10 protein-coding genes are annotated in these 12,905 nt (G+C 70.2%); all 10 read right to left on the bottom strand.

Annotated features, from left to right (window positions below; all coding sequences use genetic code 11):
• Window positions 1–41 precede the first annotated feature (41 nt).
• Window positions 42–1,970 (bottom strand): TIGR03960 family B12-binding radical SAM protein, encoded by a 1,929-nt coding sequence (locus QIY60_RS18775; protein ID WP_283143499.1) that lies wholly within the window; start codon window positions 1,968–1,970, stop codon window positions 42–44.
• Between the two features lie 87 nt (window positions 1,971–2,057).
• On the bottom strand, window positions 2,058–3,587 hold the full coding sequence (locus tag QIY60_RS18770) for a CYTH and CHAD domain-containing protein (RefSeq protein WP_283143498.1): 1,530 nt from the start codon (window positions 3,585–3,587) through the stop codon (window positions 2,058–2,060).
• A gap of 185 nt (window positions 3,588–3,772) precedes the next feature.
• Window positions 3,773–4,963, bottom strand: a complete 1,191-nt coding sequence (rodA, locus tag QIY60_RS18765) for a rod shape-determining protein RodA (protein ID WP_283143497.1) — start codon at window positions 4,961–4,963, stop codon at window positions 3,773–3,775.
• 5 nt (window positions 4,964–4,968) lie between these two features.
• A complete protein-coding gene (gene mrdA, locus QIY60_RS18760; protein WP_283143496.1) occupies window positions 4,969–7,170 on the bottom strand; it encodes a penicillin-binding protein 2 in 2,202 nt (733 codons plus the stop codon).
• A gap of 16 nt (window positions 7,171–7,186) precedes the next feature.
• Window positions 7,187–7,870 carry a rod shape-determining protein MreD gene (mreD, locus tag QIY60_RS18755; RefSeq protein ID WP_283143495.1) on the bottom strand — a complete coding sequence of 228 codons (684 nt, stop codon included), beginning with the start codon at window positions 7,868–7,870 and terminating at the stop codon, window positions 7,187–7,189.
• 12 nt (window positions 7,871–7,882) lie between these two features.
• Entirely contained in the window at window positions 7,883–8,962 is a 1,080-nt protein-coding gene (gene mreC, locus QIY60_RS18750; protein WP_283143494.1) for a rod shape-determining protein MreC, read from the bottom strand.
• A gap of 136 nt (window positions 8,963–9,098) precedes the next feature.
• A complete protein-coding gene (locus tag QIY60_RS18745) occupies window positions 9,099–10,118 on the bottom strand; it encodes a rod shape-determining protein (RefSeq protein ID WP_053727412.1) in 1,020 nt (339 codons plus the stop codon).
• Window positions 10,119–10,401: 283 nt separating this feature from the next.
• Window positions 10,402–10,815 carry a nucleoside-diphosphate kinase gene (gene ndk / locus QIY60_RS18740; RefSeq protein WP_283143493.1) on the bottom strand — a complete coding sequence of 138 codons (414 nt, stop codon included), beginning with the start codon at window positions 10,813–10,815 and terminating at the stop codon, window positions 10,402–10,404.
• Between the two features lie 212 nt (window positions 10,816–11,027).
• Entirely contained in the window at window positions 11,028–11,378 is a 351-nt protein-coding gene (locus tag QIY60_RS18735) for a DUF4233 domain-containing protein (RefSeq protein WP_283143492.1), read from the bottom strand.
• Between the two features lie 6 nt (window positions 11,379–11,384).
• Window positions 11,385–12,896 carry a folylpolyglutamate synthase/dihydrofolate synthase family protein gene (locus QIY60_RS18730; protein WP_283143491.1) on the bottom strand — a complete coding sequence of 504 codons (1,512 nt, stop codon included), beginning with the start codon at window positions 12,894–12,896 and terminating at the stop codon, window positions 11,385–11,387.
• Between the last annotated feature and the right edge of the window lie 9 nt (window positions 12,897–12,905).

The following is a 12,905-nucleotide window of genomic DNA, read 5'->3' as shown; positions in this document are numbered from 1 at the left end:
CCCCGCATCGTTGCGATGCGGGGCCTGCCGTGATCAAGCGGTTACTTGACGACCGTCAGCGGGAGCAGCTTCTTGCCCGTCGGGCCGATCTGGATATGCGTGTCCATCTGAGGACACACGCCACAATCGAAGCACGGCGTCCAGCGGCAGTCCTCGACCTCGGTCTCGTCCAGGGCGTCCTGCCAGTCCTCCCAGAGCCAGTCCTTGTCGAGACCGGAGTCCAGGTGGTCCCAGGGCAGGACCTCCTCGTACGTACGCTCACGCGTGGTGTACCAGTCGACGTCCACGCCGTACGACGGCAGCGTCTTCTCGGCGCAGGCCATCCAGCGGTCGTACGAGAAGTGCTCGCGCCAGCCGTCGAAGCGGCCGCCGTCCTCGTAGACGGCGCGGATGACCGCGCCCACGCGGCGGTCGCCGCGCGAGAGCAGGCCCTCGACGATGCCCGGCTTGCCGTCGTGGTAGCGGAAGCCGATCGAGCGGCCGTACTTCTTGTCGCCGCGGATCTTGTCGCGGAGCTTCTCCAGGCGCGCGTCCGTCTGCTCGGCGGAGAGCTGCGGCGCCCACTGGAACGGGGTGTGGGGCTTGGGGACGAAGCCGCCGATCGACACCGTGCAGCGGATGTCGTTCTGACCCGACACCTCGCGGCCCTTGGCGATCACGTTGACCGCCATGTCGCCGATCTGGAGGACGTCCTCGTCGGTCTCGGTGGGCAGGCCGCACATGAAGTACAGCTTCACCTGGCGCCAGCCGTTGCCGTACGCGGTCGCCACCGTACGGATCAGGTCCTCTTCGGAGACCATCTTGTTGATGACCTTGCGCATGCGCTCGCTGCCGCCCTCGGGGGCGAAGGTCAGACCGGAGCGACGGCCGTTCCTGGTCAGCTCGTTGGCGAGGTCGACGTTGAAGGCGTCCACGCGGGTGGAGGGGAGGGACAGGCCGATCTTGTCCTCGGTGTACCGGTCCGCGAGGCCCTTGGCGATCTCACCGATCTCGGTGTGGTCGGCCGAGGAGAGGGACAGCAGGCCGACCTCTTCGAAGCCGGTCGCCTTCAGGCCCTTCTCCACCATCTCGCCGATGCCGGTGATGCTTCGCTCCCGCACGGGGCGCGTGATCATGCCGGCCTGGCAGAAACGGCAACCGCGGGTGCAGCCGCGGAAGATCTCGACGGACATGCGCTCGTGGACGGTCTCCGCGAGCGGCACGAGCGGCTGCTTGGGGTAGGGCCACTCGTCGAGGTCCATGACGGTGTGCTTGCTGACCCGCCACGGCACGCCCGACTTGTTCGGGACGACGCGGCCGATGCGGCCGTCGGGCAGGTACTCGACGTCGTAGAAGCCGGGGACGTAGACGTTGCCGGTCTTGGCGAGGCGGAAGAGGACCTCCTCGCGGCCGCCCGGGCGGCCCTCGGCCTTCCACGCGCGGATGATCTCGGTCATGTCGAGCACGGCCTGCTCGCCGTCGCCGATCACCGCGCAGTCGATGAACTCCGCGATCGGCTCGGGGTTGAAGGCCGCGTGGCCGCCCGCGAGGACGATCGGGTCGTCGATGCCCCGGTTCTTGGACTCCAGCGGGATGCCCGCGAGGTCCAGGGCCGTGAGCATGTTGGTGTAGCCCAGCTCGGTGGAGAAGCTGAGGCCGAAGACGTCGAAGGCGCCGACGGGCCGGTGGCTGTCCACGGTGAACTGCGGCACCTTGTGCTCGCGCATCAGCTCTTCCATGTCCGGCCACACGCTGTACGTGCGCTCGGCGAGGACGCCCTCGCGCTCGTTCAGCACCTCGTAGAGGATCATGACGCCCTGGTTGGGCAGCCCGACCTCGTACGCGTCCGGGTACATGAGCGCCCAGCGGACGTCGCAGCTGTCCCAGGGCTTGACCGTGGAGTTCAGCTCACCGCCGACGTACTGGATCGGCTTCTGCACATGCGGGAGCAGGGCTTCGAGCTGTGGGAAGACGGACTCGGCGGCAGTCATCTCGACGAACTTTCGTGAGCTGGCAGGGGGCGACTATCTAGCGTAACCCGCTCCGGAGGCGCCCCCGCCCGCCGAGATCCCCTCGGCTCAGGCCCGCAGCCGCTCCCGCAGGTCAGGCCGCGACGCCCTGCGCCAGACTTCCGGCAGCTCGCGCTCGCGGTCGGCCGCCGTCGCGACCTCCTGGCCGTACAGGAGTCCCCAGGCGAACGCGGACTCGCCGGCCAGGTGGGCCTGGATCGCCAGGCCGCGCAGGGCCTCGCGGGCCACCACGCTGTCCTGGTGGTCGCCCAGGACCGTCTGCACCGCCTTCATCCGCTGGGCGAACTTCTTCGCGGGGGCGCCGAGCGCGGGCTTGGCGGCCTCGGCGGCGTACCGGGCGCGCTTGGCCGCCTTGCGGGCGTCGTGCATGGCCAGGTCGCGCGGCTCGCCGGGGCCGAGCTCCAGGGCGTGCGCTATCCGGCCCGCAAGCCGGTCGTAGTCCTTGATCACCGCCTGGGGCACCACCTGGGCGACCGGCCGCCGGGCCGCCGGGCGCAGCGGCGGCCCGTCGAGCAGCGCGTCCAGGGTGTCGAGCAGCGCGAGGTAGCGCTTGCTGTCCAGGACGGCGATGGTCTTGCGGCGCGAGCCGGAGCGGCGGGCGGTGCTCCAGATGCGCAGCCGTCCCCGGACCGGGCCCAGCAGGAGGGGGCGGGGCAGGGCGGCGATGCGGCCCTGGAGGCGTTCGGTGAGCACTTCCTGGTCGCGGTCGACGCCGAGCTCGGCCGCGAGCCACTTCAGCTCCTCGCCGACGGGGTCGGTGACGGTCCGGTCGAGGACCTTTCCGTACGACTTGAAGGCGCTGCGCAGCCGGCGCGTGGCGACGCGCATCTGGTGGACGGAGTCGGGCAGGTCGCGCCGGACGGCGGGGTCGAGGTCGATCAGGGCGTCGCGCTGGGCGCGGAGATAGCCGAGGACGTGGTCGCCCGCGGTGGTCCTGTCCGGGGCCGGGGCCTTCTGGAGGACCGGCGCTTCCGGGGCCGTCTCCGCCAGCGCCCGCGCCAGCTTCGACGCGCTGTGCGACGGGCGCAGGCCCGCCTTGCGCAGACGCTTCTCGACGCGGTCCAGGAGGGCGGGGTCCACCTCGTCGGCGAGCTCCACCTCGACCTCGGTCCAGGCGGCCGTGGCGCCCGGCGCGGGGCCCAGCCGCTCGGCCCGCACCGCGTCGACGCTCACCTCGGCGAGCAGCGTCCCGTCCTCGTCGAGCAGATGGCGTACGTCGCGGGAGGAGAGCAGCCGTACGACGGGGGTCGGTCGGCTGTCGCGGACGCGGGAGCGCAGGAGGGCGGCCAGGGTGCGGGGGACGTCCGGGGAGAGGGGCGCGCGGATCTCGTCGCGGATCCCGGTGGCGACGGGGAACTTCAGGTGCCAGCCCGCGTCGTCGCCGCCCGTTCTGCGGCGCAGGGTGAGGGAGTCCGCGGCCAGGCGCAGGTCCTGGGTGTCGTAGTAGACCGCGTCCAGCTCCACCACGCCCTTGTCCACGGCGCCGGCGACGCCCGCGACCTTGGTGAGGTCGGGGAGCCGGACGTCGTCGCCGGTGGCTTCGTACTTCCGCTCGATCTCGCGCTTCGTCTCCGCCATGAATTGAATCTAGACGCGAAACGGGACCCTCGACAGAGCGCCGGACCGGCCATTGCGGCCGGTCCGGCATCCTTCGTGGCCCGAGGGGGCGCTGCTGCGGCACGGCGCCCCTTTAGGGGCGCGGGGAACTGCGCGACCAGCCCCCACCGGCCCGCAGTCACATCACCGCGCTTCCAGCGGAGCGCCTACGCCGTTATCGGCCGCTGCACCCTGATCGACTGGAGCAGCCCGATCGCCACCCAGACCGCGAACATCGACGAGCCTCCGTACGACACGAACGGCAGTGGGAGGCCCGCCACCGGCATGATGCCGAGCGTCATCCCGATGTTCTCGAAGGACTGGAAGCCGAACCACGCGATGATCCCGGCCGCCACGACCGTCCCGTACAGCTCGGTCGTCTCGCGGGCGATGCGGCAGGCGCGCCACAGGACGACGCCGAGCAGGACGAGGATCAGGCCCGCGCCGACGAAGCCGAGCTCCTCCCCCGCGACCGTGAAGACGAAGTCCGTCTGCTGTTCGGGGACGAACTGTCCGGTGGTCTGGCTGCCCTTGAACAGTCCGGTGCCGGTCAGTCCGCCGGAACCGATGGCGATACGGGCCTGGTTGGTGTTGTAGCCGACGCCCGCCGGGTCCAGGTTGGGGTTGGCGAAGGCCGCGAAGCGGTTGATCTGGTACTCGTCGAGCAGCCCGAGCGCCGCCACCGCGACCGCGCCCGCCACGCCCGCCCCTATCAGGCCGAGCACCCACCGGTTGGAGGCTCCGGAGGCGAGCAGCACGCCCAGAATTATGATCACGATGACCATGACCGAGCCGAGGTCCGGCATCATCATGATGATCAGGATCGGGAGCGCGGCGAGGCCCAGGGACTTCATCACCGTGCGGTGGTCGGGGTGGAGCTGGTCCCCGGCGTCGACGCGCGACGCCAGTATCATCGCCATCCCCAGAATGATCGTGATCTTGGTGAACTCGGACGGCTGGAGCGAGAAGCCGCCGCCGATGATGATCCAGGCGTGCGCGCCGTTGACGGTCGCGCCCAGCGGGGTCAGCACCGCGAGGATCAGCACCACCGAAAGGCCGTAGAGGATCGGCACCGCGCCCCGCAGGGTGCGGTGGCCCAGCCAGATCGTGGCGATCATCAGGCCGAACCCGATGCCGGTGTTCATGGCGTGCCGGATCAGGAAGTAGTACGGGTCGCCCTGGTTGAGCTGGGTGCGGTTGCGGGTCGCGGACCACACGAGGAGCGAGCCGATGAAGGACAGCGCGAGCGCGGACAGCAGCAGCCACCAGTCGAGGCGGCGCAGAACCGAGTCGCGGGCGGTCAGCTTGGCGAAGGTGGAGCGCTCCGGCGCGTAGCGCTGGACGGAGAAGCCGGCCATGGTGCTCAGTCCCTCCGTCCGTGGCGCGCGCCGTTGCGGTTGTCGGTGTTGGCCACGGCGAGCTGCTGCTCACCGGTCTTCTCGGGGACCTTCTGCGAGTTGGGGTCGTACGGCTCGATCTTCGGCGCGTCGATGGAGCCGTCGGCCTGGATCCTGGGCAGGGCCTGCTGCGGCTGGGGCAGCAGGGCGCGCTTGAGGTCCTGGTTGCCCGCGTCGTCGAGCCCGTAGAGCGCGTCGTAGATGTTGCGCACGGCGGGGCCGGAGGCGCCGGAGCCCGTACCACCCTGGGAGATCGTCATGACGATCGAGTAGTCCTTGGTGTACGTCGCGAACCACGAGGTCGTCTGCTTGCCGTAGACCTCGGCGGTGCCGGTCTTCGCGTGCATCGGGATCTGCTTCTGCGGCCAGCCGCCGAACCGCCAGGCGGCCGTACCGCGGGTGGCGACTCCCGCGAGGGCCTCGTCTATGTCGTCGCGGGTGGCCTGGCTCATCGGGAGCTTGCCGTGCGCCTTGGGCTTGATCTCGTTGATCGACTTGCCGTCGGCGCTGATCACGGCCTTGCCGACGGTCGGGTCGTAGAGGGTGCCGCCGTTGGAGATCGCCGAGTAGATCGTCGCCATCTGGACGGGGGTGACGAGGGTGTCGCCCTGGCCGATGGAGTAGTTGACCGAGTCACCCGCGCGCATGAGGTTTCCCTCCAGGCAGTTCTCGTACTCGATCTTCTCGACGTAGTCGCCGTCCTTCTTGCCGTGCTTGCACCAGGCGTCCTTGTTGGCCGCCCAGAACCGCTGCTTCCACTGGCGGTCGGGGACCCGGCCGGGGACCTCGCTGGGCAGGTCGATGCCGGTCTTGGAGCCGAGCCCGAAGTCGTGGGCGGTCTTGTAGAACCAGTCGGCGGCGTCCTTCTTCGGCTTCATGCCGCCGTCCTTGAGCCACTGGTCGTGCGCGAGCCCGTAGTACACGGTGTCGCAGGAGACCTCCAGGGCCTGGCCGATGGTGATGTTGCCGTGGCCCTGCGACTCGAAGTTCTTGAAGACCTGGCCGCCGACCGAGTACGAACTGGGGCAGGGGTAGCTGCCGTTGAAGGAGTACCCGGCGCGCACGGCGGCCGCCGAGGAGACCACCTTGAAGATCGAGCCGGGGGCGGCCTGGCCCTGGATGGCGCGGTTCAGGAGCGGGTAGTTGGAGGCTTTGCCGGTGAGGGCCTGGTAGTCCTTGGCGGAGATGCCGCCGACCCAGGCGTTCGGGTCGTAGTTGGGCAGCGACGCCATGGCGACGACCCGGCCGGTCTTGGCCTCCATCACCACGACGGCGCCCGCGTCCGCCTTGTAGTTCTCGTTGGTGTTCTTGTCGAACTCCTTGCGGGCCTCTTCCATGGCGTGGTTCAGCTCGTACTCGGCGACGGCCTGCACGCGTGCGTCTATCGACGTGACGATGTTCGCCCCGGGCTCGGCCTTGTCGCTCTGCGCCTGCCCGATGACCCGGCCGAGGTTGTCCACCTCGTAGCGGGTCACGCCCGCCTTGCCGCGCAGCTGCTTGTCGTACGTGCGCTCAAGGCCCGAGCGGCCCACCATGTCGGAGCGCAGATACGGCGAGTCGGTGTCCTTCGCCTTGGTGATCTCGTCGTCGGTGACCGGCGAGAGATAGCCGAGGACCTGCGCGGTGTTGGCCTTGCCCGGCGAGGTGTAGCGGCGTACGGCGGTGGGGTCGGCGGTGATGCCGGGGAAGTCCTCGGAGCGCTCGCGGATCTGCAGGGCCTGCTGGGTGGTGGCCTCGTCGGTGACCGGGATCGGCTGGTACGGCGAGCCGTTCCAGCACGGCTTGGGCGTCTTGGCGTCGCAGAGGCGGACCTTGTCCATGACGTCCTGCGGCTTCATGCCGAGGACGGCCGCGAGCCGGGTCAGGACCGCCTTGCCCTTGTCGGGCATCTTCGTCAGATCGGTGCGCGACGCCGAGACCACGAGCCGGGTCTCGTTGTCGGCCAGCGGCACACCGCGCGCGTCCAGGATCGCGCCGCGCACGGCGGGCTGGACGACCTGCTGCACATGGTTGTTCTTCGCCTCGTCCTCGTACTCCTGCCCGTTGCGGATCTGGAGGTACCAGAGGCGCCCGCCGAGGGTCAGGAGCAGGGAGAAGACCAGGACCTGGATGATGATGAGCCGGATCTGCACCCGGGGGGTGCGTCCCGTCTCGGGGATGTTGCTCACGCCGTGGCCCCCTCGTTCACAGTCGCTTGACGCCCTTGATGCGGCCGGCCCGGGCCGCGCGGTTGCGGGCGGCCTTCACGCGCAGGCCGCCCTTCTGGTTGCCGATGCGCAGCCCGGTGCCGCCGGAGAGCCAGCCGGAGGCGATGCCGGCGCCGTTCTTGGCCGAGCCGCCGCCCCCGGACGTCTCGGCGAGCGGGTCGTTGTCGGCCCGTTTCGCCAGCGCCATGATCAGCGGCACCGTGAACGGGGCGAGCAGCAGGTCGTAGACGGCGGCCGTGAACAGCAGGTTCACCAGGCCGACATGGCGGGCCGCGGTGTCGCCGACGAGGGCGCCCACGCCCGCGTAGAGCAGCGTGGAGCCGATGGCCGCGCAGACCACCACGACCATGGGCCCGGTGGCCGAGCGCAGCCGGCCGTGGTCGGGCTTGGCGAGCCCCGCCGCGTAACCGATCACGCAGAGGACCAGGGCGTACCGCCCGGCGGCGTGGTCGGCGGGCGGGGCGAGGTCGGAGAGCAGGCCCGCGCCGAAGCCGACGAAGGCGCCGCCGAGGTGTCCGTAGACGAGGGCGAGGCCCAGGACCGTGAGCAGCACCAGGTCCGGGACGGCGCCCGGGAGCTGGAGCCGGGCGAGGACGCTCACCTGGACGACGAGGGCGACGACGACCAGGGCGGAGGAGAGGATGACCCTGTTGATGCGCATCTGGATCAGCTCCTACTGGTCGCCGTCGGCGGCGTTGTTCGCGTTGTTCGGATCGCCGCCCGGAACGGCGTTGGGCTTCCGGTTGGGATCCGCGTTGGGGTCCGTGTTCGGGTTCCCGTTGGGGTCGCCGTTCGGGATCGGGACGTTCGGGTCGGCCTGGTTGGGGTTGACCGCGTTCCCGGTCGGGGACGGGGTGACCGTCACCGTCACGGTGGGCGTCGGGGTCGGCTTGGGCTTGGCGGGGAGCACCTGGTCGCGCGGGTCGGTGCGCGGGGCCTCGACGACGACGCCGACGATGTCGAGCTTGGTGAACCCGACGTACGGACGGACGTAGATGGTGCGGGTGAGGTCGCCGCCGGAGGGGTCGACCTTGACGACCTCGCCGACCGGGACGCCCGGCACGAACGGCTTGTCCGCCTGCGAGCCGAAGGTCACCAGGCGGTCGCCCGCCTTGACCTTGGCCTTGCCGTTGAGCAGCTGTACGGAGAGCGGCCGGTCGCCCTGGCCGGTGGCGAAGCCCAGCTCGTCGCTGTTCTCCATCCGGGTGCCGACCGTGAAGTCCGGGTCGTTGGCGAGCAGGACGGTGGCGGTGGACGGGCCGACGGTGGTGACCCGGCCGACCAGGCCCTCCCCGTTCAGCACGGTCATGTCGCGCTTGATGCCGTCGCGCGAGCCGGCGTCGATGGTGACGGTCCAGGAGAAGCCCTGGGCCGCTCCTATCCCGATGACCTGCGCGGCCTTGATGCCGTACTGGCCCTCGCCCGCGGTCTTGAGCATCGAGTCGAGCTGGCCCAGGCGCGAGCGGTTGCGGGCGTCGCTGCCCAGCTTCTGCTTCAGCGCCTCGTTCTCGCGCTGGAGGTCGGCGATCTTGTTGTGGCGCTCCCCCGAGTCGCGCACCGCCCCGATGGCGTTGCCGACCGGGTCGACGGCGGCCGCCATGCCGTTCTCCACCGGCCCGAACACCGTGGCGGCGGCCTGCCGGGCCCCGTCCACCGGTGAATTCTCCCCACCCCGGATGTCGACCGTGATCAGCGCGAACGCTACGGCGATCAGCAGCACCAGGAGCAGCCGGCTCTCTCGTGTGTCCCTCACGTGCGGCGGCCGTGCCTTCCTCGTCGGAATCTGTTCGATCTGTATATCAACGATCCGCCGTACGGGTTGGCAGTGGCCCGTACGGGCGGTCCCCCCAGGTCACCGGATGACTCGGGGGGACGGCGGCCGGTGGCGCTTATCGGCGCGGCTGGGCGTCGAGGACCTGCTGCAGCGCCTCGAACTCCTCGACGCACTTGCCGGAACCCAGGGCGACCGAATCCAGCGGGTCCTCGGCGATGTGGATCGGCATACCGGTCTCGCGGCGCAGCCGCTCGTCGAGGCCGCGCAGCAGGGCGCCGCCGCCGGTGAGGACGATGCCGCGGTCCATGATGTCGCCGGAGAGCTCCGGCGGGCACTTGTCGAGTGTCGTCTTCACGGCGTCGACGATCGCGTTGACCGGCTCCTCGATGGCCTTGCGGACCTCGGCGGCCGAGATGACCACGGTCTTGGGCAGCCCGGAGACCAGGTCGCGGCCGCGGATCTCGGTGTGCTCGTCCTTGTCGAGGTCGTACGCCGAGCCGATGGTGATCTTGATCTGCTCGGCGGTGCGCTCGCCGAGGAGGAGGCTGTACTCCTTCTTGATGTGCTGGATGATCGCGTTGTCCAGCTCGTCGCCCGCGACGCGGATGGACTGCGCCGTGACGATTCCGCCGAGCGAGATCACCGCGACCTCGGTGGTGCCGCCGCCGATGTCGACGACCATGTTGCCGGTCGCCTCGTGGACGGGCAGGCCCGAGCCGATGGCCGCGGCCATCGGCTCCTCGATGATGTGCACCTGGCGGGCGCCGGCCTGGGTGGAGGCCTCGATGACGGCCCGGCGCTCGACTCCGGTGATGCCGGAGGGCACGCAGACGACGACGCGCGGGCGCGCCAGGTAACGCCGCTTGTGGATCTTGAGGATGAAGTAGCGGAGCATCCGCTCCGTGATCTCGAAGTCGGCGATGACGCCGTCCTTCAGCGGTCGTACGGCCACGATGTTGCCCGGCGTACGGCCGATCATCTTCTTCGCCTCGGCGCCGACCGCCAGGATGCCGCCGGTGTTGGTGTTGATGGCGACGACGGACGGCTCGTTCAGGACGATTCCGCGGCCTCTGACGTACACCAGCGTGTTGGCGGTCCCGAGGTCGACAGCCATGTCACGGCCGATGAACGACATGTTGTTGCTCCCCATGAGGATGCGTCCGGCCTTCCCTAATCGAGCGTTGACGGCTTTTTAGGTCGGCGAGGTGGGTGCTGTGTGGGCGTGAGGCTCCATCGTAGTGCCGCCTGCACGGACACGGCGCGTTGGTCCACCTCTAGTAATGGTGACGAAGTGTCGGTGCGATGCGTTCCCGACTTCGCCCCGCATATGCCGAAGGGCGACCGAAATTCCTTCGGTCGCCCCAGGTCATGAGCGCTATATGGCTGACGCCCGGTCAGGAAGTGGACCGGGACCGGACTCAGGCCAGACCGGGGAAGAAGATCTTCAGCTCCCGCTCGGCGGACTCCTCGGAGTCCGAGGCGTGGATGAGGTTCTCCCGGACGATGGTGCCGAAGTCGCCGCGGATGGAGCCGGGCGCGGCCGCGATCGGGTCGGTGGGGCCCGCCAGCTGGCGTACGCCCTCGATGACGCGCTCGCCCTCGGCGACGAGGACGACGACGGGGCCGGAGGCCATGAAGCCCATCAGGGGCTCGTAGAAAGGCTTGCCCTTGTGCTCGCCGTAGTGCGTCTCCAGGGTCTCCTGGTCCAGCGTGCGCAGCTCCATCGCCGGGATGGTCCAGCCGGCCTTGCGCTCGATACGGCCGATGATCTCGCCGATCAGGCCGCGACGGACGGCGTCGGGCTTGAGGATGACGAGAGTGCGCTGGGTCATGGTGTACGGCTCCTTGCGGCATACGTGTGCGGTGAGGTGAGGCTACAGGGGGCGCGGGGCGCCCTGGCACCCGGACCGTGCCCCAAAGGGGCGCGGGGAACTGCGCGGGTGCCCCAGCACGGTCGGCGGCCGAAAGACGCCCTTCCGGGGACGGGTGCTTCGCCTGCGGACCGTGCTGGGTTGCTCGCGCAGTTCCCCGCGCCCCTGAGTGCCTACGCCTGCGGCTCCGGCTCCGCCTGCGCCGCGAAGCGCGCCTTCGCCGCGTCCACCTGGCGGCCGAAGTGGATCGAGGCCCACCACAGGCCCGCGAAGACCGCGCCCAGGAAGAACATGTGCGGGACGACGAAGCCGCTCGCGATCAGGGCGATCTGGAGCGCCCAGCCCAGCTGGAGGCCGCCGGGACGGGTCAGCACACCGCACAGGAGCAGCGAGAACAGCATGGCGATGCCGCTGACCGTCCACACCGTGGACACCGTCAGGCTGTCGTCCTTCATGGCGACCAGACCGGCGAACCCGATGACGAAGAATTCACCGATGAGGGTGGAAGCGCAGAGCGTGCGCATCGGGCGTCAGCCCCTTCCCAGGAGCAGCCGGGCCTCGCCGACCGTGATCACGGAACCGGTGACGAGGACCCCCGCACCGGCGTACTCGTCCTCTTCCTCCGCCAGGGTGATCGCCGCCTCCAGCGCGTCGTCCAGGCGCGGCTCGACCACCACCCGCTCGTCGCCGAAGACCTCGACGGCGACCGCGGCCAGCTCGTCGACGTCCATCGAGCGGTGGCTGGTGTTGGCGGTGACGACGACCTCGGCGAAGACCGGCTCGAAGGCCTCAAGGAGGCCCTTCACGTCCTTGTCGGCGCTGGCCGCGACCACGCCGATCAGCCGCGAGAAGCCGAACGCCTCGGTCAGGCCCTCGGCCGTGGCCTGCGCGCCCGCCGGGTTGTGGGCGGCGTCCAGGACGACGGTGGGGCTGCGGCGCACGACCTCCAGGCGGCCGGGCGAGACCACCGAGGCGAACGCCTTGCGGACGGTGTCCACGTCCAGCGGGCGGGCGTGCTCGGAGCCGATGCCGAAGAACGCCTCGACCGCGGCGAGCGCCACCGCCGCGTTGTGCGCCTGGTGCGCGCCGTACAGCGGCAGGAAGACGTCCTCGTACTCCCCGCCGAGGCCGCGCAGCGTCAAGAGCTGGCCGCCGACGGCGACCTCGCGCGCGACGATGCCGAACTCCATGCCCTCGCGCGCGACCGTCGCGTCCGCCTCGACGGCCTTCTTCAGCATCACCTGGGCCGCGTCGACCGGCTGCTGGGCCAGGATCACGGTCGCGTCCGGCTTGATGATCCCGGACTTCTCGACGGCGATCTCGGCGGGCGTGGAGCCGAGCCGGTCGGTGTGGTCCAGGGAGATGGGGGTGACCACGGCCACCGACGCGTCGATCACGTTCGTCGCGTCCCAGCTGCCGCCCATGCCGACCTCGACGACCGCCACGTCCACGGGGGCGTCCGCGAACGCCGCGTACGCCATGCCGGTGAGGACCTCGAAGAAGGAGAGGCGGTACTCCTGCTGGGCGTCGACCATCTCCACGTACGGCTTGATGTCCTCGTACGTCTCGATGAAGCGCTCGGCGGTGATCGGCGAGCCGTCGAGGCTGATGCGCTCGGTGATCGACTGGACGTGCGGGGACGTATACCGCCCGGTGCGCAGGTCGAAGGCGGCGAGCAGCGCCTCGATCATGCGGGCCGTGGACGTCTTGCCGTTGGTGCCGGTGATGTGGATCGAGGGGTACGCCCGCTGGGGCTCGCCCAGGACGTCCATCAGCGCCGAGATGCGGGAGACGGACGGCTCCAGCTTGGTCTCGCCCCAGCGCGCCGCCAGCTCCGTCTCGACCGCGCGCAGCGCCTTGTCGACCTCGGGGTCGGCGGGGCGGGCGGGGACGGGGTCGGCCTGCGGCGCGCCGCCTTGGGTGCGCAGGGTGCGGCTGCCGGCCTCGATCACCGCCAGGTCGGGGTCGCGTGTCGTCTCGGCCTCGACGATGTCGTCGAAGTGGTCGTCGGGGCTGCTGCTGCGGTCAGGCTGCTCGGTCACGACCCCAGT

Origin of the sequence: Streptomyces sp. BPTC-684, from assembly GCF_030028635.1 — a bacterium.
Taxonomy (GTDB): domain Bacteria; phylum Actinomycetota; class Actinomycetes; order Streptomycetales; family Streptomycetaceae; genus Streptomyces; species Streptomyces noboritoensis.
This window is presented reverse-complemented; position numbering and strand designations above follow the sequence as displayed.